Source organism: uncultured Nostoc sp., assembly GCF_964247315.1.
In the GTDB taxonomy this organism is placed as follows: domain Bacteria; phylum Cyanobacteriota; class Cyanobacteriia; order Cyanobacteriales; family Nostocaceae; genus Nostoc.
In genome coordinates this window covers 1-21,302 of record NZ_CAXTTT010000032.1, presented here as the reverse complement: position 1 = coordinate 21,302, position 21,302 = coordinate 1, and the positions used below count along the sequence as shown (strand labels likewise).

Genomic DNA, 21,302 nt, shown 5'->3' with positions numbered 1-21,302 from the left:
AGTGCTGCGTTTTTCCTATCTTCTACCTGCTTCAAGGATATCTTTTGCTACCTCCACCCACTACACCAATTTTGTGGCGATAGGAAAGTTCAGCACCGAACCAACCAGAAGCACTGGTTAGTGTACCAACAACAAGCGAGATTAACAGTCCCCAAGGTACTATTCGGGACTCAGCGTCGCCTAAGCGTAGGAGAAAGTTAACGAGTGATAAAACTAGTATAGAAACGTTGAGTATTAAATGCGTCCAACCGGCGGTGCGCTTGCGGACTCGTTCAATTTTTACAAAGTCGCTCAGACCGATCGCAGATGCAAGGACACCTCCAGCTAATCCAAGTCCGATTAACCATAGCGAAGCCCTAGCCCAAAAGAAATCGCTAGTTAACCAGTAACCAATGTCACTTCCCAAGGCGGCGGCTAAAAAGGCTATGGGAAAGATCACACTCAACGGGTGTAAGGGATGTCCAGCGATCGCAACTGTACTGGGTACACCAGTATCACGATACTCACTGTCGTTACTTTCAATAACTGGTGGAATATTTGGGAAAGGTGTTGAACCTACTTGCGTTGTTTCTGTAGTTTCCATTATTAGTATCCTGAATTTATCAACGTTACATTTTTAAGCTGAAGGAATTTTTTCCACATGAGCTTCAGCCTGTAAGATTAATTTGCCTACTTCTACTTTTAGTTGATTGACTTTTAGAGTCATACCTTCTAAATCAAAGTTACTTAAATTCAAAATTTCGCTAGTTTGATCTACCAAAGCTTTTGTCAAATCTGGCGATATTTCCTCACTTTCGCCATACTCAATGTTTTCCAAGGTCACACTTTTTCCATTGCTGTTAATTTTAGGAACTGCGGAAAAAGCAACTTGCTGATTTTCACCAGTTTCTACTAATTTTATGCTGGCATTTAGTGCTACTTTCCCATCACCCGGTAATCGAAACTCTACTTCTTGAGGTTCAATAGTCGTCAGCTGTCCGTTAATATCTATTTTTTGACTTTGCAGTTGTGATCGCACGTATTCTGAGTTGAAAGCCCGATTGATATCAGCTTCGGTTAATACAACCCGTGTATGAGCTTCAGTCGGTTTAGTGAGTTCAATTTTGCCAAAAGCCACACTTAGAGGATTAATAGCAACACTAGTCATTTGCATTTCAAATTCCTCCATGCGGAGGTCTTTTTGCATGACCATACCTTCACCTTGAATCGTGACCTCATCAACCTCTCCCTGAACCAGTTTTAGCGGATCTGTCTTGATATCTACATCTAAATTTTCTACTTCATCTAGTTGACTAGATAATCCTATTTCTGCCGCTTTATTGAGCGCTTGCTCTCCTAATCCAGGATTGTCTGACATTTATGTAAATTAACTCCTGTTTAAAGCACATCCTTGAGTAAATCTAATAAACTAACAGCACAGTTTTATCTATCTGGCGATGGAATATAGATTTAAATGTTGTCTATCTAATTTCAAATTAAAATTTTATCTATGTACCCCTTTCATCCTTTATTACCTCTGCACTTGGAGTGATTTGTTATAAAATTGACACAAACCCAATATTTCGGTTAAGTTCGTCTGACTGCTGGAACTTTTTTTATATAATGCTCTCAGAACGTTTTACCGCAGCCCTTACCTACGCCACCCAACTACACGCCAACCAAGTTCGTAAAGGTTCAGGTGTCCCCTACGTTGCCCATTTATTAGGTGTCACCAGTATTGCTTTAGAATACGGGGCAAATGAAGATGAAGCGATCGCAGCTTTGTTACACGATGCGATCGAAGACCAAGGTGGTGCTGCAACACGAGAAGAAATTCGCCGTCGCTTTGGTGACAATGTAACGGCAATTGTAGATGGTTGTACTGACGCTGATACAACTCCAAAACCCCCTTGGCGACAGCGCAAGGAGGCATATATTGCTCATATTTCTACAGCTTCCCCATCAGTACTGCTTGTGTCATTAGCTGATAAACTTTACAATGCCCAGTCTATTCTCAAAGATTATCGCATTTTGGGCGAATCAGTTTGGGAACGTTTTCAGGGGCGTAAAGAAGGTACTCTTTGGTATTATCGGGCGCTTGTAGATGCTTTTAAAAAAACTGAAAGTCCTGTAATTATTGAGGAATTAGAACGGGTGATTTCGCAAATTGAGGTGTTAGCATCTAAATAAAAATTTTATTTCTCCAAAAGTAGATAAAAGATTTACAAAAACTACATAAATAGCTTTTTTACAGACACGATATGGTGATGTATCTCACGAATACATTTTGGCTTTTAGGTTCTCTCTCTAGATAAAAAATCTTTCTCTCGGTAGATAGGTGTACTAATATTATTCTGACTGCTACGTTACTAATATGACAATAGTAAGAAAAAATACCCTAAATCCAACTCTAAATACTTCTGTAAGTCATCCAGAAAACTTGGCAGAAAAGTATATGGAAGCAGAGCGTATGCATGATGTTCTGCTTTTACTGCAAAACTTGATTAACAGTGAAGAAGCCACTGTGAAATTAATTCTGGATTGTCTTTATGACGTTGGTTCGGTGAATCTGATCAATCAAAAACTTCGCATAAAACCCTTAAACAGGGTAATGAAATTAATTGCCCGAATGTCCAAACCAGTTTTTAGAACCTTAGCTTTAAATTGGTTTAAAAAGAACTGTCCCCAACTGATTACTAATTGGCTACACACGCAAGTCTCTTTTGAAAAGCCTCAAAAGACATCCGAACAAGTAGCTATTGAAGTTGTAAAACTGGAACCATATTCCATACCACAGACAGAAAGTCTAAGCCAAGAAATTAAAAATCTGCGCTATCAGGTGAGATGGCTAGCTGGAATTTCAGTAATTGCGATCACTGTTTTAGTAGTAAAAGCCACTTGGTTAAACTGAAACCGATGAATGATGAATAGATGAATTATGAATTATGAATATTATGTCTCTGACAAAACCGCTCTTGGAGGATATAGAAATACACCTGCTCTTAGAGGGTGTGTATCAGTACTATGGTTATGACTTTCGCAATTATGCTCTTTCCTCACTCAAGCGTCGTATTCAGGGCTTCATGCAATTAGAAGGGTTAGCAAATGTTTCTGCTTTACAAGAGCGGTTACTTCACAATCGTCCTTATTTAGAACGATTTTTGCTTGCTCTGACGGTAAATGTAACATCCATGTTTCGCGATCCCAGCTTTTATAATACCTTTAGAAATCAAGTTATTCCCTTCTTACAAACCTATCCGTTTATTCGCATCTGGCACGCTGGATGCTCAACTGGTGAAGAAGTCTACTCAATGGCAATTTTACTGCAAGAAGAAGGACTTTATCATCGTTGCCGCATATATGCCACTGATACGAATGAGAAGGTATTACAAAATGCCAAAAGTGGGATTTTCTCGCTGAAAATGATGCAGGAATATACTCACCTTTATCTGAAAGCAGGCGGCAAGAAGTCTTTTTCCGAATATTATACAGCGGCTTATGACAATGCTATTTTTCGGTCTTCCCTAAGAGAAAATGTTGTTTTTGCCCAGCATAATTTAGCCACTGATAGTTCTTTTAATGAGTTTAATGTGATTCTTTGTCGTAATGTCCTCATATATTTTAATCAGGTACTTCAAAAACGAGTACACGAACTATTTTATAATAGCCTTTGTACCTTTGGTATTTTAGGTTTAGGAAGACAAGAATCTATCAGGTTCACCTCTTACGAGCAGTACTATGAAGAGTTAATCAAAGGTGAAAAAATATATAGGAAATTAGCTGGTGGGTGAAGAGAATGCTTTGAGTGGGTAATTGAATTATAAAAAACTCCACGCCATTTGCGGGATGGAGTTTTTGGGCATGGGGCATGGGGAAGAAGTTACCAATGCTCAATGCCCAAAGTCCCAAGCAACGGGGCGACTATCCCTCTTTACGCCACTTGTGGGATGGAATTTCCCGTCGCTTTCAATGAATTATCCTAAAATAACTAATGCCCAATGCCCCAAAAATTATAAATAAAATTGCTTAGGCGTAGCCCATTGTAGATATTGCTGTCAAAAGACAGTCTGTCAAACATTTTTTATTGTGTTTATAAGATAAATTTAGCAATTGTTTAAGGTAAATTACACATTAATGTCTTAAAGGAGATTGTCGATGCAACTTCTCGAATGTCCTGCTGTTGCAGTCATTGCTGGAGAAAATGCGGTTCATGTTTCTCAATTACCTTCTATATGGCAAGACATTGCTAGAGGAACCACGAGTGTCGGACTTTCCCAACCCCAAAGCTATGTTGAGATGGCGCAATTATTTTTGTATAAATTAGAAAGTGGTGATGTTGACTTATTTAGCGATCGCCCCCAACTAGCTCACCTAATACCATCATTTTCCCAGTTATTTGCACAACTAGCATGGGAAACCTTAGAGTTTTTTGGGCAAGACTTTCTCAAACACAGCTATCCGAACTTTGCAGAAATTCTCCGTGAAGTGGAGTCAAAAGGAATCGATTACGCTGATGAAGTAAAAGTGGCTCGCATTGGCATAGATTTGTTCAATGAATTTGGTTATGAACTACCTGCTAGCTTTTATCACGTGCATTTAGCACCAATTTATCGCGATCATGTTTTTGAAGAACGAGCCTTGCGATTCGATCGGCGCGATATTGAGCATAAACGTGCTTGGGATGCCATACTCCATGCAGGTAAGGTGTTTGCTATCCAAATGAAGGTGCAAAGTATTGCTTCTAAATACGGTTTTACTTATCAGCATGGCTGCGGTTGCAACTCTCATCTATCTTCCATTGATGTATCTCGTGGGGCTTTTGAATATGAATTGAGTCTCGACAAGCGTCAGCGATGGATTCGCAGTTTCATCTGGACTGCTTGGTATGAGTATGCCTTCTTTGCGATCGTACCTAATACAAGTTATTTGGTTTAATAAAAAAGAATTCAGAAGTCAGGAGTCAGAATTCAAAATTAAATTGTGTGCGACTGGTGGATAGTGCAAGGGTAGTGAATCCGCGTACCCTTGCAGCAAACAAACCAAGCTACACGCAGGGTCTTGTAGAGAACATTTTGATTCTTACCGGAGGCAGAGTGTCTCCGGCTGCACTCCTAAATTCTGACTTCTGAATTCTTCTTCAAGAAATCGGCTCAAAAACCATTTGCGGAATCAATACTTTATCTTGTAATTGTCCAATACCTAAAAAGTGAGTCTCTTCTTGATAAACTCGCACTATCCCAGTAATATCAGAATCTAGAGAAACTCGCTGACCTTGACACCATTTTTGAGCAGATGTTGCTGGTAAAGTCACAGACAACAAATGTTGTAAGGCTGCATCAGGAACAAGAGGTTGAAATGTCCCGCCTTGCAGTTTAGTTTCTAAGTCGGTGAAAGTGAGACTATCTGTTAAATCGAAACCACTACTTTGAGTACGGATCAAAGCCGCAAGAGTGCCACCAGTTTCTAAGATTGCACCTAAGTCACGAGCGATCGCTCTAATATATGTACCAGATCCACAGGCGATCGCCACATCCAATTCGGGAAAATCTCCTTCTCTCCAGTCCAAAATATCTATCTGAAAAACTTCCACTGTCCGCACTGGAACTTCCACCATTTTCCCTTGGCGTGCTAAGTCGTAGAGACGTTTACCATCCACTTGAATTGCACTGTAACTAGGTGGTATTTGCTCAATCTTGCCTTCAAATTGTGCCAGTGCAGTTTTCACTTTTGCCAAACTCAACCCAGCACAAGCTTGGGAACTAATGATTTCACCTTCTAAATCATCAGTTGTAGTCCGCACACCCAGCCGAATAGTAGCCTTGTAAGCTTTGTTTTCTGGGAGATATTGCAATAATCTTGTGGCTTTACCAAATGCGATCGGTAAGACCCCTGTTGCTGCTGGATCTAAGGTTCCCGCATGTCCTACACGCTTGAGGCGCAACAATTTTCGCACCCGCGCTACGCAGTCGTGGGAAGTCCAGTCAAATGGTTTGTTTAAGTTGAGAAAACCTTGAAATAACACAATAGCAATACTTTTATTCTTTTCTTTCTTAAATACTCATCTAATACTCAAATATTATAATTCTAGATTTAAATATAAAATATAAGTATAAAACCATACTATTAAATTAGCGAAAAATGCTCACTCTCTTAACCCTGTTATTGGGGAAAAATAAATAAAAGCATATCTCTATCCTATATCCTTAGAGTTCTCTAGTATTACTCCAATAACTTCAGACATATAACCTCTATTTAAAAGTTCACATCGATTTTTTCTTTAAAAACATCAAAAAAGTCACATAGCCTAACCCTACATCCCAAGGCACTCACAAAAAAACTCCCCTCTAAAATGAATGGAGTTAACTAAGAGAGATTAATGAATGATTATTGACTCAGTAACCCAATCGCCATTTCAAGATACATTTTTGCTTTATGCAAAGCTAGCAGTTTCTCTTGGGTGTACCTATCTGGGTAATTCATGATTTTTCCTTCCATCGTGATTTTGATGAGTGCAGCTTGCTCATCTGTAGGAGCATTTATCTCATCTATAAACCTTGTTTGTACTTTCTGCGGATTTGAAACGATCATGAGAAGCCTTAAGAGTGAATTTAACTACTCTCTTAAGTTGCCCAGCTTGCAGCTATATACTTAATACTTATTACACTGATTTTGTCTATGTATTGGCTCTGAGGGGATTATTAGTGAAACTTTCCATCTATCTCCCCAGGACAAACACAAAAAACCAGTTTTCTCCGTATTTCACCCCAGATCATACATAATTATACCTACTTTATATTTCACCAGTTAACGGGCTTCAGATTGTTGTACTGTTTATATCTTGTTAAAATTCCCTGTTTTTAAGCACTTCTGGTTACACACATTTTTTTTATCTCTGGCTTCGTTGCCAATCAATTCATCTCTCTTAATCAATCCCCTCTCTTATAGCTAAACTTATCTTGAGTAGACTTGAGTTATGAGCCGCTAAACTTAAGTTCTGGGCTAAATGTCGGTCAGCAGGATACTTTTACTGTTACAAAAATGTAAGTAATGACAAGCTTTTAAGTATGGAGATTAATTGATAACTCATAACCAAATTGCCACAAGTCAAGTTGATGATGGGGATAGTTGACCCGTTGGGCATATCTTCGGTAAGCTGACTGTAACTTTAGTTCCTTGCCCTACTTGACTGGACAAGGCAATATCGCCACCATGTAACTCGACACAAGCTTTAGCGATCGCTAGCCCTAAGCCTGTACCAGGAATTGTGTCAACGTTACTTCCACGACTGAAAGATTGAAACAAATTTTCTTGATCTGCCATCGGGATACCAATTCCCCGATCTTTGATGTCAAAAATTGCTTCTGATTCTTTGCCGATCAGGTGGAATTCTATACTACCTCCATCTGGAGAGTACTTAATTGCATTAGACATTAAGTTAATAAAAATTTGCTGCAAAAGTCCGCGATCGCCGCAAAATCCATGATGATTACCAGTAATTTTAAAAATCAATTCGTGGCGATCGCCTATTGTTTCTCGCTCTTGTTCTAAAAGTTCAGAAAAAAATTGCAGTAAATCGACTGAGATTGGTTGAAACTTGGGTTTTTCCAGTTCAAGTTGGTTAACCAGAAGCATATTATCCACGAGTTTGGACATATATCTTGCTTTGTGTTCGATAATTCCCAAGAACCTCTGTTGTTTGGACTCATCTAGTTGCTGACTATGTTTTACCAAAGTTGATGCAGCAGCCAGAATTGAAGTTAGTGGCGTTCGATACTCATGGGAAACCGTTGTAATTATTTGGGATTTAAATACATTGAGTTGCTTTTCTTTGGCAAGGGCTGCTTGAGTTTGGGCTAACAATTCCGCCTGTTGAATAGCGATCGCTAATTGCACTGATACTTCATTGAGCATTTCTGCATCATCAGTTTGCCACTCTCGCTCCCTAGAATTCTGGTGAGCAATCAATAAACCCCATAGCTTGGGGGTTGGGTTCCCATTGTTGCTCAAATTAATTGGAACTACCAGATTTGCCTTAGTATTAAATTGCTCTTTTAGGTTGACACAATTACACAAGCCAAGCTCATAGATATAAGGGATTGGGGATTGGGCATTGGGGATTGGGCATTGGGGATTGGGCATTGGGGATTGGGTAAACTCTTCCCTAGTTATCAGTATGTCTCTTAGTCTCCTAGTCTCGTTGTCTCCAGTCCCCAGTCCCCAGTCCCTAGTTCCCAGTCCCCTGTCCCCAGCTCCAACGCGATCGCATAATGCCACAGTCCGGTATGACTCAATTGATGAGGCAACTATCTTACCATGTGTATCTGAGGCAAACTGATACACTATCACGCGATCGCACTTCAGAAGTTGCTGTACCTCAGCTACAGCCGTATTCAAAATTTGCTCTAGGTCAAGAGACTGGCGAATTCGTAAAGCAGTCGTGGCAATTAGGCGTTGTCTCTCCTGAGTTTTGATCAGTTGGGCTTGCAAGCACGATTGCTTGATGGCGTTGCGGACTGCTAGTTGCAGCACCTCCTGTGTAAGATTGTGCTTGACTAAGTAATCTAAAGCACCCCGTTTCATTACCTGCACAGCGATTTCTTCATCGCCGCGCCCTGTCAACATAATCACAGGGACAGAAGTCTTAAATATTTCCTGCTGTATGCGATCGAAAAGTTCTAACCCACTCATATCGGGTAGGCAAAAATCCAGCAGAATGACATCGCAGCGTTCTTTTTGGCACAAAGCAAGTCCTTCTTCTGCACAGTCTGCCTCCAAAATCTTGTAGGACTGGTGCGGATCTTTCAAAAGATATCGACGATAGATTTTCCGGTCTGCGGCACAATCATCGATGATAAGTAGCGTCCATGTGTCCAACATAAGGTTATGAGGATCAGGGAGCTATCTATATAGATCCCTTTTATCCAGATTGTGTTTTTATTGCGTAATTCTAAAAATAATATACAAATAAGTCTAAATAAAATCTAAATTCCTTAGTAATTCTAAAGCAATATAAAATAGTCAAAGACAGTGTGAAAAACAGCAAAATGGGGAAAACGCATTTAAGACAGACACAGTAATTCAAATAGGAAAATGTCGCTGTGTGCTTGAGCTGTCTTTTTCATTATCCTATTGTCCTACTGCCACATTAACAGAAAATAAATAAATTAATCCAACACAGGTGGCGTATTGGCTTCAAGCCAGTAGTCCACGAATGCCTGAACCGTCTTTTTTAGTTCCTGAGCGTCCATCGGTTTTACCAGATATCCATTTGCGCCCTTTTGGTAGCACAATTCAATATCCTTGGGGTTAGATGATGTGGTAAAAACAACGATGGGGATTCCCTTGAAACTCTTGTCTTGCTTGAGCCGATCTAAAATGTCACGCCCATCAATACCTGGCAAATTGAGATCGAGTAAGATCACAGAGGGTCGTAATGCTACTTTAGAATTGGGTCGGTCTTCGCTCTTAGCGTAGGCATCGTTCCCCTGTTGATAAAGCAACTCTAAAACCTCATCTCCATTAGTACAACGGTGTATGGGGTTCTGGACGGACATACGCTGCATCAGACGTTGTAGGATCCGAAAATCTTCATTGCTGTCTTCAACAACGAGCAGCGGTTCATGAAGTTTTTTTGTCATTAGTGGTCTTAAAAGAACTTAACAAAAATATATATTTAGTCATTATCTTAAACTATTGCAGCGTAAAATAGAACATCGAGCCAACGCCTATAGTAGATTTCACCCAAATTTTACCGTTATGAAGCTCAACAATCTTCTTAACAATAGCGAGTCCTGCACCAGCTCCTCCACCGTATTTTTGCTGGGAATGGAGCCGCTTAAATAATCTAAAGATGATTTTTAGGTGATGCTCTGGAATTCCAATACCGTTATCGCGTATATAAAAGATTGGGCATGGGGCATGGGGGAGCCACTGCGGTCTTGGGGTCTCCCCAAATGGAGCAAGTGGCGTCATGGAGCATGGGGCATGGATCAATTGTTCTTCCCCTGCTGCCCCTGCTCCTCTGCCCCTCTGCCATTCCTCTTGAGAAAAGTAGCCAATCTCAACCCATTGCTCTGCTTTCTCGTTGTATTTAAAGGCATTACCAAGCAGATTACTGAAGACTTCATTGACGAGAACTCGGTCGCATAAAACTGTTGGTAAAGGCCGAGGAATGCGAATATCCACAAGCCCAGAGTCTTGACGACTAGCACGAAAAACGTCAATTACTTGGTTGAGTAATTCGTTGAGGTCAGTTGCTTGTAAGCGCAGTTGTGCTTGTCCTAACTGCGATAACCGCAATAGAGCATTAATCAGAGTTTCCATGCGTACAGACAAGGATACTACCGTTTGCAAGCACTCAATTCCGTCATCATCTAATACTTGGGCATAGTCTTCTAGCAGCACTGTCGAGAAGTTATAAATGCCCCGCAAAGGTTCCTTGAGGTCATGGGAAGCGGCATAGGCAAAGGATGCTAGTTCTTGGTTGCTGCGCTCTAACTCCAGATTAATTTTAGCTAATTCATCCGCTTTCGAGAGTACAATACCAACGATCGCATTATTCAAAGCGATCGCACTGTCAAGTTCGCAAGGTTTCCAAGGTAGAGAAGTTAATCTAACGGTTTCTTGCCATTGTTTAAAGGATTTTCGTACAGACAGAGTAAGGCTACCATCTGCCTGTGCTTGGATGGATTTTTGTGGATTTCCTGCCCAGTGTACGGTTTGGATAACTTCGGGGCGAAACCAAAGGATGTAATAGCGCCGGACTTTAGAAATCCGCAGTAGCAACAAGCCACTAGCAGTATCTTTAAATATCAGCGCTTCTTGGTAAAGCTTCGGCAGAGAATCAGTAGAAAACAGGTTGTCACTAACTTGAGTATCCGCCCATTCAATGAGCGCCCGAACTTCATCAATATTCGGTGTTGTCCCCACAAGGGTAATTTCATTATCCAGACAAACCGCCGCTCCTGAAGCACTAACAAGATCCAGCAAGCGAATTTCCGGTTTAATTAGGGCATCGATAAAATTGTCTGCTTGGGAAATAGATTCTAGAAAATCAGACTGTAGCGATTTTAGTTTTACTTTATAATCCCATTCCGAGTTACTAATTTTGTGCGCTAGTTCTGAAGACGCAATCTGTCCCAAAAATTCGCACATCTTGCGGACTTCGTAAGAAATATACTTTGGTGTTTGATGGTGACAGGATATTAATCCCCAAAGCTTCTGCTCTTGAATAATTGAAATCACCAAAAGAGCCTTCACCCCCATATTTTGATGATATTCAGCACAACACCAATCAAAACTTCGTAGCACAGAGTAACTTAAGTCAAGATGCTGATGTGTTGCCGGATTTTCTGTTGGAATTAGTTTGACAGGTTCGGCAGTCAAATCGGGGAGAAATCTCAGAAAGCAGCGCGTGTATAACTCCCTAGCCTGCGCTGGAATATCTGTAGCGGGATAGTGGAGTCCTAAATAAGGTGATAAATCTTCCCGTTTAACTTCTGCAACAACAGAACCCGCTTCAGACTCGTCAAATTGATAGACCATCACCCGATCGAAACCGATGATTTTTTGGACTTCTTGTGCGACTAAATGCAAAAATTCTCCCAGATTGGATGTCCTTTGCATTTTAGCGATCGCTTCACTCGCAAAACTATGAAAGTTTAAGAAACTTACCTCAAATTCCGAGTCAGTTGGTTCTAGCTCCAGAATCACAGCTTCTTCTGTACGATGAGCAATAGCATCAAAGTATATTTCACCGTATAAAGTATTTATTAATACTTTGAAAACATTAGCGCTGCCAACATTTTTTACTAAGCACTGCTTGACAATTTCCACTGGCTGAGGTTCAAGTAGATAGCTCAAAGGTTGACTGAGCAAATCTTCTGGAGCTTTACACAAATACACTTGGGTATTATTGCTAACTTGTAGTATCTCTAGCTGAGTACTGAGTGCCAGCAGAATGCCATGAGGTTGAATACAGCCAGGTATGTGAATAGGTTTGCGATCGTGGTTAGTCAGGGCTGTTGCTTGGGCTGTAGTATATTCAGGCTGGCTCATAACTGAACTTATGTAAAGCTGACTCTTACAATAGCGCAATTAAATGTCACATTTCTTTAAAGTATATGGCGAGAAGTATGAATGCGATCGCATATCAATTGGGCTTGTTACGGTTTTTACAATAAGTAGGTAAGCGCAAATAATTAGAAGATGGTTTTCGGTACGTTATAGAAGCTGTAATATCATGTCAGCACAATTAGTTATTATTTACACTCATAATTATTGCACTCTACTTACTCTAATAGTCACTGCCGTCTTAAATACGGTGAAAAGCTTGACTATTGTAATATACCTGACAAGTCTCCATCACATTGTTAGCCCGTTTTCACTAGCAACTTAGCGCAAACTGCAAGAAAACCACTGATGAGTGGATGAGGTTTAGAAGGAGTTGACGAAGTTTGCGGCACAAACAAACTTGCTAGAAAGAAGGGATGAGTTGGTAACTCCAAGATACGAGGTTCACCGTCTTGGTCTGTGCCAGAAATCTGCATACCTGCCTCAATGAGAGCATCACGATACATCGGATTCATTCCAAAGTGGCAGAAGTATTCCTCAACTGCTACGTTGTTGCTGTAGAGATCGTAAGCAAGACTGTTGGGTTTAATATTGACAGTCATCTTCTCTGCTGCAATGTTACACGCAAGCGGAGTCAGAATTAATCGAGGAGCAGATGGATCGAATTCAGCACTGGTAGCATCTGCAATCCATAATACGTTGCGGGCAAACTCAATAACCGCATACTGAAATCCAGCACATGTTCCAAAATAGGGCTTGTTATTTTCACGAGCGAAACGAATTCCTTGGAGCGTTCCTTCCAACTCCTGAACATCTCCTGGCCCGCCAAAGATGCCATCAAAATCCTGCAACATTGCACTTGCATTAGGCTTGGCAAGAGTTTTTGTTGGTATCCATGTTTCTGTAACTTCTAGGTCAAGAACTGCTGCGGCATGACGGAGCGCTACGCCCAATGTGACTTGAGGTGGAAACACTGGGTCATAGTCACCAACAACCGCTACCTTGATTGGTTTCATTGGCTTACCTCAATTTGTAGTTTTTTGTAGTATAGAGTCTTGTCTTTAGTGCTTCTATCACTCTACAGACAGATTCAAAACTCTGCCCCCACCAATAACTTGAGGGCTAACTAGTTATTAGAACAATCGAATGGCTTCTATAGTTATAGTTTGTCCAATTACTAATCAAAAAAAAAGGTCTTAACTTTGAAGTTCTGCTTCCTAACGGAATGATAACCAGTGGCGTGGTGCTAGCCGATCAGATAAAATCGCTTGATTGGAAAGCTAGGAAGGTTTTGTTTGTCGAGAAAGTTGAACACGAGCTAATTGAAGAAGTCCAAGCAAAAATTGAGCCTTTAATTTTATAAAAACGCAAATAAATTTTACAGACGTAATTAATTACGTCTGTAAAAATCAAAGAAAAATCATTACATGCAGCAATGCAACACCAATATCCAACATCCAAAATCCGAAGCTGACTATGGTGTTGGGAACTTTTTTTTTAACGAGTTTGGGTTCTTTTATATCTAATAATTGTGCTAATTCGGCTGTATTTAATGATTTGATGAGACTCAAACCGAGAGACTTACTAGAAATACTTTGAGTGTAGGCGGCGTTCAGGTAGGGCGTGTATTGCGGCTTTCCTGCAATGTATGTTTGGAAGAAAGGTAAACTTAAAACATTCATGTAACGACGCGCTTGGGAGGCATCACCAATCATATCGGCAGGTAATGCTACTTGTTGATTTGCAGGGTTTGCATTGCCAATGGTGGAAAAGTGTGTGCCACCAACAAGCATGACGAGATACTTTTGGGAATTTGCCAACCAGGAGAAAGGTAAAATTTGCTCGGATAAAGCTGGTGCAACTGTATCATCACTACTGCTGACAATCATCACTGGAGTTTTAATTTGACTTAAGCCAGCTTTGCCGAAAATCGAACTAGTAATGGGATTAACTGCGATCGCAGCTTTCACTCTCTCATCCCGCAGGTTATAATCCTTGTCAGACTTGCTAATGCTCAATTCTAAAGCGCGACACTGGAGCAGTAAAGACATATTCCAGGTTTTTTGCAGTGCTGCTGGTTGACAGTCTTGTTTTAGCTGCTGAAAGTTGATTTTAGCGCCTGCCAAGGCCAAAGCTGTGTAGCCTCCCAAAGATTGACCAAATACTCCAACTTGTTGCAGATTTAGGCGACCTTTGAACCGTGAATCAGATTGATTACCTTTTTCTAATTGATTCAGTATATATGTTACATCCAAAGGTCGGTCTTGAAATTCACTTGGTTGTGCGACTTCAATAGCGCGTCCTTTTAACAAAGAACGCAATTGTTTCGCATCACTACCAGGGTGATTGGGAACGACGACGGCAAATCCGTAAGAAGCTAGATGAGTAGCTAAATATTGAAAGTTACTGCTGTCTAAACCCAAGCCGTGAGAAATTACAATTACCGGTGCAGTCTTCTGGACATTGGGAATGTAAACATCAGTCAATAAAAGCCGATTGCGGGTTGAGTCGAAAAACTTCAGGATGTATTTTTGCGACTTAAATTTTCCCGGAACCTTTAAATCGGGCAATTGCGAGAAATTTGGTTGGGAAATGCTCTCAGCTTCTATTTTAGACTTTTGGGAAACAGCTGCGATCGCCCGATGGGTTTGGTTAACAAGTTCCTCTAATTGTGTACCTATTTCCAAAGTCTCGGCGACATCAAGGCGAATGCTGCTGGTGGGATATTTACGCAACACATTTAAAAGTGTCAAGCCTCCCGATTCACCAGAGGCTAAAATTAACGCCGAACGCAAAGCACCCAATTCTGGTTCTGGTTGACTGGTTTTAATCACTTGCGCCAATCGATGCAGTAAAAATTCTCCTTGCGGTGTGTAGAGAAGTTGCGAAACTACTACCGGACTAACTTTCACACGATTAAGTAAAATTCGCCGCAATTCTTGAAGCTGTTCTAAAGGCAGATATTGCTGATAGGCTGCTAAGTCTTCGTTAATTACACCTGTTTTGGCGTAGTTCTCTAAAGTTGTGACTGAAATGGAAAGCTCCAAAGCTGAATAAGATGCATAAATCCGCTCTGCTGCCAAGACAGAATTACTAATTCCAAATGTTGGCAGCAACATTGAAAGAACCAGCAATAAAGAATTTTTTCTGAGGGTGCTGGCCCAATTACCAAACAAACTATTCATCGCTCAACTATTTCAGTAGTCTAGTTTTATCGGGTGTTGGCTTTGGTAGTTATTCGGGCGCCCTGCTTAGTTTACTTAAAGTTATTAGCCTCAATTTTATCAAAACAGAATTTAGGAGTCAGGAGTTATAAATCAGGATGAATTATGTATGAATTGCGAATGTAGCTTGCTTAAAGTGATGGGTAATTATGGTGTTGAAATTCCTACTAAATCTTAGTTTGGGTAGTTTTAAAAAGTAGTGATTCCCAATTCCCTAGTAATGTATTCTGACTCCTGAATTCTGATTTATGAATTCTTTTGCAAGGAGATTTCGGCTATAAAGTCAACAATCAAATCCTACAAAGTCATGGAGATAGGTAAAGTATCCAGATGACTTCAGTAGTTTGCCTTCACTATTAAATCATAACAAATAAAAAATAGTCTGCCTCAGTATTTATGTTGTAGCTTTGAATATTGCACAAATTCACTAACTAAAAAATCCAGTAAAAATCCTGAAAAACATTGCAATTAATCAGCTTTTCCCAAGGCGATCGCTACTGAACCTGTGACTACTAAACCCGCTCCTAATATTGCTATGAGGGTGAAGTGTTCTGGTGGTGTCCAAGAAGGTGCAATAACTGATACAACCACGACTGATATTAATGTCACAATGGGAGCTAAGGCTAATACTGCACTTACTCGTGATGCTTCCCAATGTTGTAATGATTCAGAAAAAGCACCGTAAGCAATTAAGGTATTCAAGGCACAAAAAATCAACATTCCTAAATGGAAAGTATCAAGTATAAAAAGTGATTTAAATTTAGCTAGAGGAGTGAATAATAAAGCACAACCTCCATAAATGACCAACATGATACTGGTGGAAGATAAAGATTGTAATAACTGCTTTTGTGCCAAAGCATAAACAGCCCAAGCTGTCGATCCTAGCGCGATTAAAACACTACCTAGTATATATGTGCCATGTGCTGTAATTAAATTCGTTAGTTGTTCGTGGAAAAATAAAAGATAACCGCAAATCATTACACTAACGCCAATCCATTGAGACAGCCGATAACGTTCTTTAAAAATTACTAACCCTCCGAAACCTAATAAAAGGGTAGACAATTGAATGAGAACTTCAGCGTTAGCAGGCGATGTTAATGCTAAACCTTGGGTAAACGAAAAGTAATTAATCCCTAAGAATATTGTCGCGATCGCTAATAATTTTCCAGAAGCAGAGCGCAATTGTTCTAATTTTGGTAATTTGCCCTGTATCCCTAAATACACAGCAAGCAGTATAAATGATACCAAAAAGCGAAACCAAATAACGGTATAGACATCAAGTACTTGTAGAGTTACTGCTAGGGCAATAGGTAAAATTCCCCACAATAAGACCGTCAATAGCGATAACGCTAGCCCTAAGCGCCACCTACCAGAACTTTGATGTAATAACATTCAAATCTCCTACACAAAGTAGGGCTAATAATAAGTTTAAGATATACTTAATTGATTTTATCAAACTATTGTTGAGAAAATATATTGATAGCTTAGTTGATGCAAATTCAATATAAAATAATCCACTTATCCAACTTAATTTATTATTCTTACCCGAAAGAGGATGTTTTTTTTGTTCACGTAAAATTCGTAATTTGTGTGCTCATTTTACATGAATATTAAATTTCAAACTTCTTCGTAAATGTATACTTTATCTCGGTGTTACTTTAGAAAACAACTATGGGGATTATACCCATAATCAGCTTAGTAATCTTTATCACTACCTTATCAAGTTGCTTACTGCTGACCTCAAGAGGTCGATTTTTGCTCAAATCTTTGGTGACAAAAATAAAGCGGCAAGAGTGGAGATTCAGATATGGCAAGCCTAACTACTTAAGATCGAGATTTTCAAGGACTATAACAATTGCTGCCATTATTCTGGTAGCAGTAATAGCCGGAAATACTGTATCAGCAGTTACAGGCCCGTCTCCAGTTTCGCTCAAGAGCGTATCGGTTCCAGAACCGGACAATCTTGGAGACTTCGTAAAAGACAAAACAGCCGCAATCAAGTTAGGAAAGACTCTTTTTTGGGATATGCAGGTTGGGAGCGATGGAAAGACCTCCTGTGCTAGTTGTCACTTCCATGCTGGAGCCGATAACAGATCCAAAAATCAGATCGCTCCTGGGCTTTTGCGGGTCAACGCCGATGGTACAGAGAATCCAGATTCAGTTTTTAATGTTGGCGGGCTACCAAACTATCAGCTCAAACCAGAAGATTTTCCCTTCCACAAGCTGTCAAACCCAAACGATCCTACGACTATTGTATCTGACAGTAACGATGTCACTTCTTCTCAGGGGATCTTCAATACGAAGTTTGTGGATGTCACACCTGGTACTGCAGAAGACAAAGTTACAAACGAGCCCGATCCGGTGTTTCACGTGGGAAGTATCAATGTGCGACGCGTCGAGCCGCGTAACACGCCAACCGTGATTAATGCCGCATTCAACTTCCGTAACTTTTGGGATGGAAGGGCACAAAACATCTTTAATGGGGTGAATCCCTTCGGTTTAAGAGATCCTAATGCCGCTGTCGCCAAGGCTGTAAACCCAATTAGTAATCTAGAATTTGTGAAAGTCAGCCTGAAGAACTCGTCTTTGGCATCCCAAGCAGTTGGGCCGCCACTGAGTTCCTTTGAGTCGTCCGCAGATGGCCGCACTTTTCAAGAAATTGGTGATAAGTTCGGGCGAATTGACATAAGATCCCTCAGCGTTAGTAAGGGTAAAAAGCTCCCTCGAAAACTTGCGAAAAAGTTATTAGCTCTTAGACCACTAGGTAAACAGCTTGTTCATCCACAAGACAGCGTTTTAGGTGAAGATAGTAGATCGCCTCAACCTGGACTTAGAGATAGAACCTACACTCAAATGATTCAAGATGCCTTCAAGCCTGAGTGGTGGAAGTCTAATCAACTCATCCAAATTGACGCTGACGGTAAACGCACTGTCGTCAAGAAACTCGATCGCTCCTTGGAGATTAATGAGTACACATTGCTAGAGTACAACTTCTCGCTATTCTTTGGGCTGGCAATTCAGTTGTACGAGTCTACACTCATTGCCAATGATACGCCCTACGATCGCTTTTTGGAAGGAAACACCAGCGCTCTAACCGCGCAGCAACAACAAGGGAAAGGGCTATTTGAGGGCAAAGGTCTGTGTATTGCTTGCCACACTGGAGTAGAATTAACAGCGGCTTCAGTAAGCAGCGTGGCTAAAGACGGACGAATCAAACGTGCGCCGTTCGGGACAAAATCTCCCGAAGATACTGGTTTCTTCAATATCGGTGTCAGACCGCCCACAGACGACCCCGGCTTGGGTGGTCATGACGGTTTGCAGGCTGGTAATCCGCTTTCAGAGGCACGATTGGCTCAGTTGGGCAAATTTAAGGATCTCCTTGGCGAAAACCCCCCAACCCTTAATCCACCGTTGAATTCCAGTGAAACTGTGTTTGCAAAAGGAGCTTTCAAAGCACCTGGACTTCGCAATGTGGAACTTACTGCTCCCTACTTCCACAATGGAGGTCAGGCGACTCTAGAGCAATTGATTGATTTTTACAATCGGGGTGGTGATTTTGGAGTACTTCCGCCGCTAAATCTCTCACCAGAAGAAAAACAGCAATTGGTTGCCTTTTTAAAAGGGCTGACTGATGACCGAGTTCGGTATAATAAAGCGCCCTTTGACCATCCACAATTGTTTATCCCTAATGGACATGTGGGTAACTCTAATTATGTTGTCAATGACGGCACTGGTAAAGCTACAGATGACACAGTAGAAATTCCTGCTGTTGGTAGGAATGGTAATAGTGGTACACCAAATTTCCTGAGTTAATCCCATTTCACGACGAAATACCTGAATACAGATAGATATGTAGGGATGTACAGATGTACGTCCCTATTTTTGCGATTTGATGCAATTAGGGTAATAGTTTGTCCGATTAAATATGATGAATTTGTAGTAAGCACAAAGCGTGCTTAAAAATCCAGGACTAAAGTCCTTACTACGAACTTATTCACCCGCCAAAGTTGATCTGTGGACTAGACTATCGCTTGACTAACGAGTGCGTAGGCGTAGCCCGCCGGAGGCATCGCCAAGTATCGGTTCTATATTGCTAATTTTAGTATTGTCTAGATAATTATAGACTCTTCTAGAAACTTCACGGACAAAATCTCCAGCTTTGGGATCGTAGTTTGGTCTTTGTACCAAAACACCTGCTAAATAGCTTTTGCCGTTGGGCATTTGAATAATACCCGCATCACCAATGATAAATCTCAATGTACCAGTTTTATGGGCGATGGTAGCTCCTTGGCCGATACCAGCTGGTAGTAAACTATTGGTTTTGACATGGCGCATAATGCCTAAAACTCGATCGCGGCTAGTTGGGGATAACAAACGATTATTAGAAACTAACGCCGCTAATCTGACCAAATCTTTGGAACTAGTTGTATTTGTACCAGCGATGTCTGGAAGTAGATTCCGAAGTGCTGTATTTTGCAATCCCCAGCTGCGAAAACGCTGGCTAACTTTTGCGGCACCACCCAAGCGATCGAGAACCAGATTTGTGGCGGTATTATCGCTGATTGTCATCATCAAGGTAGCAGTTTCTAAGACGCTAAATTTAGTGCCGATGGGTTTGTATTGCATAATTCCAGATTCGCCAACCTTTAAATCACGCCGCATCACTAATTTATCGGTGAGTTTAATTCTACCTGCATCTATTTCTTGGAAAAGAGCCACTAATAAGGGAAATTTGATTGTACTGGCAGCAGCAAATCTTTTTTCGCCATTAATATCTATATAATTACCTGTAGATAAATCTAAGAAAAATATTCCCGGATTCAATGTTTTATAACTTGCTAACAAACTGCGAATCTGAGAAGTGATACCAACCATCTCTCAGGGCAAACGCATCTAAAGTATAAGAATCCTTTAATAGCAAGGGTTTCGGCGTTTTTAAATTTAGCCTATTTTTTCGTCAATATCCTTGTTCAGCAAGGGTTTCAGAAATACCGTGCGTTCGCCCTGAACCATCTCTTGACCAAGATTCACAACTCCCGCAAATGTAGATGCATCTGTGGATTTGATGGCAATATCTTCTCTGTTTTCTCCCACAATGGGATTACTTTGGCGATTAAATGAATTGAATTTGAAAATCCAATGAGAACGGGAATCTCCTTTAATTGATATATTTTGGGAAGTAACATCATAACCAGGAGCTAACTCGACAACAAAACGAGTGGTTTGAGAGTCTGGTTTGCCGAGGCGAATTTCTTTCACCGCCTTACCAAAACTTTGTTTGACAGTATCGGAATTAAAATTAGTTCCAGGTAAGTCAATCACCAATCGATTCGGATTATCTAATAAAAAGGCTTTTGGTTCTATTCCCGAAGTGGTAGTTAAGTCTAATTGATTTTGGCTAGAATCATAGTACCAAGACTGTAATTGTGAGGCTTTAGCTTGTCCTGCAACTAAAACCAAACTGCTTAAACCAATCGCCAGTAGATGTGATTTCATGTTGTAAATGTGGGTGTGCAAGTAAGGAGCAACTAATCAGGTTTACTTAGATTGTTTTCTGATGACTGTGCTGAACTTCCGGAGAAAAAGTCATAAATCCCGGTGAGTTATTTTTACCAGATGATATTTGGGATTAGATAAGCACGATAAATCATCATTACTTATTAAAAGTAATCAAAGTTGAGTTTTATTTGTGGTGTGAGTTGACAACAACAGAAATTGTTAATCTAGCCCAAGGACGAGCGAAGGATTAATTATGTTTCCAACTTATATTTTGTAGAGAGAGAAAGTAAAACTTATTCACTAAAACCCTAATACATATAGATTTCGCGTAGGGGCACAGCATTGCCCATTAGTGTCAACTTAACGTAAAACTTTTGTTAAGACGTGATATTGAGTTCCTTCACTTACGGTTACTCACCGCGTCACCCCACCCCGGTTTTGTCTAAAGCCAAAACCGCCCCTCCCCGATGCCTTGGGGCTACGGTGTACACACAAGTCGGAAATAGCTGATTAACCAGGGTTTTACCC

Annotated in this window: 18 protein-coding genes; 6 read left to right on the top strand and 12 right to left on the bottom strand. The window is 40.6% G+C overall.

Translation table 11 applies throughout. From position 1 onward, the window contains the following. Positions 1–31: 31 nt before the first annotated feature. Both ACFE93_RS11905 and ACFE93_RS11900 read right to left on the bottom strand, forming a co-directional pair. Positions 32–583: a DUF2231 domain-containing protein gene (locus ACFE93_RS11905; RefSeq protein ID WP_375473487.1), complete on the bottom strand. Its 552-nt coding sequence runs from the start codon at positions 581–583 to the stop codon at positions 32–34. 33 nt (positions 584–616) lie between these two features. After that, entirely contained in the window at positions 617–1,357 is a 741-nt protein-coding gene (locus ACFE93_RS11900; protein WP_292861361.1) for a DUF2993 domain-containing protein, read from the bottom strand. A 245-nt stretch (positions 1,358–1,602) separates the two neighbouring features. Between ACFE93_RS11900 and ACFE93_RS11895 the strand changes: the two genes are divergently transcribed. The 4 genes from ACFE93_RS11895 (at position 1,603) to ACFE93_RS11880 (ending at position 4,914) form a co-directional block, all read left to right on the top strand. Continuing rightward, positions 1,603–2,169 (top strand): HD domain-containing protein, encoded by a 567-nt coding sequence (locus ACFE93_RS11895; RefSeq protein WP_375473486.1) that lies wholly within the window; start codon positions 1,603–1,605, stop codon positions 2,167–2,169. Between the two features lie 184 nt (positions 2,170–2,353). Further along, positions 2,354–2,890 carry a hypothetical protein gene (locus tag ACFE93_RS11890; RefSeq protein WP_375473485.1) on the top strand — a complete coding sequence of 179 codons (537 nt, stop codon included), beginning with the start codon at positions 2,354–2,356 and terminating at the stop codon, positions 2,888–2,890. Positions 2,891–2,933: 43 nt separating this feature from the next. Then, positions 2,934–3,770: a CheR family methyltransferase gene (locus tag ACFE93_RS11885; protein WP_375473520.1), complete on the top strand. Its 837-nt coding sequence runs from the start codon at positions 2,934–2,936 to the stop codon at positions 3,768–3,770. Positions 3,771–4,134: 364 nt separating this feature from the next. Next, a complete protein-coding gene (locus tag ACFE93_RS11880; protein WP_375473484.1) occupies positions 4,135–4,914 on the top strand; it encodes a hypothetical protein in 780 nt (259 codons plus the stop codon). A gap of 202 nt (positions 4,915–5,116) precedes the next feature. Here the strand turns inward: ACFE93_RS11880 and truB are convergent, their stop codons facing one another. From truB to ACFE93_RS11850, 6 genes are all read right to left on the bottom strand, one after another. Next, positions 5,117–6,001: a tRNA pseudouridine(55) synthase TruB gene (gene truB, locus ACFE93_RS11875; RefSeq protein WP_375473483.1), complete on the bottom strand. Its 885-nt coding sequence runs from the start codon at positions 5,999–6,001 to the stop codon at positions 5,117–5,119. 362 nt (positions 6,002–6,363) lie between these two features. Then, on the bottom strand, positions 6,364–6,567 hold the full coding sequence (locus ACFE93_RS11870; protein ID WP_375473482.1) for a hypothetical protein: 204 nt from the start codon (positions 6,565–6,567) through the stop codon (positions 6,364–6,366). A gap of 516 nt (positions 6,568–7,083) precedes the next feature. Further along, positions 7,084–8,856: an ATP-binding protein gene (locus ACFE93_RS11865; protein WP_375473481.1), complete on the bottom strand. Its 1,773-nt coding sequence runs from the start codon at positions 8,854–8,856 to the stop codon at positions 7,084–7,086. Between the two features lie 287 nt (positions 8,857–9,143). Then, positions 9,144–9,617, bottom strand: coding sequence for a response regulator (locus ACFE93_RS11860; protein WP_375473480.1), 474 nt, complete (start codon positions 9,615–9,617; stop codon positions 9,144–9,146). A gap of 52 nt (positions 9,618–9,669) precedes the next feature. Further along, positions 9,670–12,036 (bottom strand): ATP-binding protein, encoded by a 2,367-nt coding sequence (locus tag ACFE93_RS11855; RefSeq protein WP_375473479.1) that lies wholly within the window; start codon positions 12,034–12,036, stop codon positions 9,670–9,672. Positions 12,037–12,350: 314 nt separating this feature from the next. Continuing rightward, entirely contained in the window at positions 12,351–13,067 is a 717-nt protein-coding gene (locus ACFE93_RS11850; RefSeq protein ID WP_375473478.1) for a hypothetical protein, read from the bottom strand. Between the two features lie 209 nt (positions 13,068–13,276). Here ACFE93_RS11850 and ACFE93_RS11845 point away from each other — a divergent pair, with 209 nt between their 5' ends. Continuing rightward, entirely contained in the window at positions 13,277–13,414 is a 138-nt protein-coding gene (locus ACFE93_RS11845; RefSeq protein WP_375473477.1) for a hypothetical protein, read from the top strand. Positions 13,415–13,460: 46 nt separating this feature from the next. On the opposite strand, the gene ACFE93_RS11840 is transcribed toward ACFE93_RS11845, so the two are convergent. Together ACFE93_RS11840 and ACFE93_RS11835 are read right to left on the bottom strand one after the other, a co-directional pair. Beyond that, positions 13,461–15,236 (bottom strand): alpha/beta hydrolase, encoded by a 1,776-nt coding sequence (locus tag ACFE93_RS11840; protein ID WP_375473476.1) that lies wholly within the window; start codon positions 15,234–15,236, stop codon positions 13,461–13,463. 507 nt (positions 15,237–15,743) lie between these two features. Further along, positions 15,744–16,667, bottom strand: coding sequence for a DMT family transporter (locus ACFE93_RS11835; protein WP_375473475.1), 924 nt, complete (start codon positions 16,665–16,667; stop codon positions 15,744–15,746). 279 nt (positions 16,668–16,946) lie between these two features. On the opposite strand from ACFE93_RS11835, the gene ACFE93_RS11830 reads away from it, so the two are divergent. Beyond that, positions 16,947–19,088 (top strand): cytochrome-c peroxidase, encoded by a 2,142-nt coding sequence (locus ACFE93_RS11830; protein ID WP_375473474.1) that lies wholly within the window; start codon positions 16,947–16,949, stop codon positions 19,086–19,088. Between the two features lie 222 nt (positions 19,089–19,310). Here ACFE93_RS11830 and ACFE93_RS11825 read toward each other — a convergent pair whose 3' ends face one another. Continuing rightward, the gene (locus ACFE93_RS11825; protein WP_375473473.1) at positions 19,311–20,150 is read right to left on the bottom strand and encodes a serine hydrolase; all 840 of its coding nucleotides are present in this window, start codon (positions 20,148–20,150) and stop codon (positions 19,311–19,313) included. A 66-nt stretch (positions 20,151–20,216) separates the two neighbouring features. Continuing rightward, positions 20,217–20,771, bottom strand: coding sequence for an AMIN domain-containing protein (locus ACFE93_RS11820; RefSeq protein WP_375473472.1), 555 nt, complete (start codon positions 20,769–20,771; stop codon positions 20,217–20,219). Positions 20,772–21,302 lie beyond the last annotated feature (531 nt).

What these genes read in the sequence shown, in the direction of transcription:
- ACFE93_RS11835 (WP_375473475.1), bottom strand. Translation starts at nt 16,667, where the DNA reads ATGTTATTACATCAAAGTTCTGGTAGGTGGCGCTTAGGGCTAGCGTTA.
- ACFE93_RS11890 (WP_375473485.1), top strand. Translation starts at nt 2,354, where the DNA reads ATGACAATAGTAAGAAAAAATACCCTAAATCCAACTCTAAATACTTCT.
- ACFE93_RS11900 (WP_292861361.1), bottom strand. Translation starts at nt 1,357, where the DNA reads ATGTCAGACAATCCTGGATTAGGAGAGCAAGCGCTCAATAAAGCGGCA.
- ACFE93_RS11905 (WP_375473487.1), bottom strand. Translation starts at nt 583, where the DNA reads ATGGAAACTACAGAAACAACGCAAGTAGGTTCAACACCTTTCCCAAAT.
- ACFE93_RS11860 (WP_375473480.1), bottom strand. Translation starts at nt 9,617, where the DNA reads ATGACAAAAAAACTTCATGAACCGCTGCTCGTTGTTGAAGACAGCAAT.
- ACFE93_RS11895 (WP_375473486.1), top strand. Translation starts at nt 1,603, where the DNA reads ATGCTCTCAGAACGTTTTACCGCAGCCCTTACCTACGCCACCCAACTA.
- ACFE93_RS11870 (WP_375473482.1), bottom strand. Translation starts at nt 6,567, where the DNA reads ATGATCGTTTCAAATCCGCAGAAAGTACAAACAAGGTTTATAGATGAG.
- ACFE93_RS11855 (WP_375473479.1), bottom strand. Translation starts at nt 12,036, where the DNA reads ATGAGCCAGCCTGAATATACTACAGCCCAAGCAACAGCCCTGACTAAC.
- ACFE93_RS11830 (WP_375473474.1), top strand. Translation starts at nt 16,947, where the DNA reads ATGGGGATTATACCCATAATCAGCTTAGTAATCTTTATCACTACCTTA.
- ACFE93_RS11845 (WP_375473477.1), top strand. Translation starts at nt 13,277, where the DNA reads ATGATAACCAGTGGCGTGGTGCTAGCCGATCAGATAAAATCGCTTGAT.
- ACFE93_RS11840 (WP_375473476.1), bottom strand. Translation starts at nt 15,236, where the DNA reads ATGAATAGTTTGTTTGGTAATTGGGCCAGCACCCTCAGAAAAAATTCT.
- ACFE93_RS11825 (WP_375473473.1), bottom strand. Translation starts at nt 20,150, where the DNA reads ATGGTTGGTATCACTTCTCAGATTCGCAGTTTGTTAGCAAGTTATAAA.
- ACFE93_RS11880 (WP_375473484.1), top strand. Translation starts at nt 4,135, where the DNA reads ATGCAACTTCTCGAATGTCCTGCTGTTGCAGTCATTGCTGGAGAAAAT.
- ACFE93_RS11850 (WP_375473478.1), bottom strand. Translation starts at nt 13,067, where the DNA reads ATGAAACCAATCAAGGTAGCGGTTGTTGGTGACTATGACCCAGTGTTT.
- ACFE93_RS11885 (WP_375473520.1), top strand. Translation starts at nt 2,934, where the DNA reads ATGTCTCTGACAAAACCGCTCTTGGAGGATATAGAAATACACCTGCTC.
- ACFE93_RS11865 (WP_375473481.1), bottom strand. Translation starts at nt 8,856, where the DNA reads ATGTTGGACACATGGACGCTACTTATCATCGATGATTGTGCCGCAGAC.
- ACFE93_RS11820 (WP_375473472.1), bottom strand. Translation starts at nt 20,771, where the DNA reads ATGAAATCACATCTACTGGCGATTGGTTTAAGCAGTTTGGTTTTAGTT.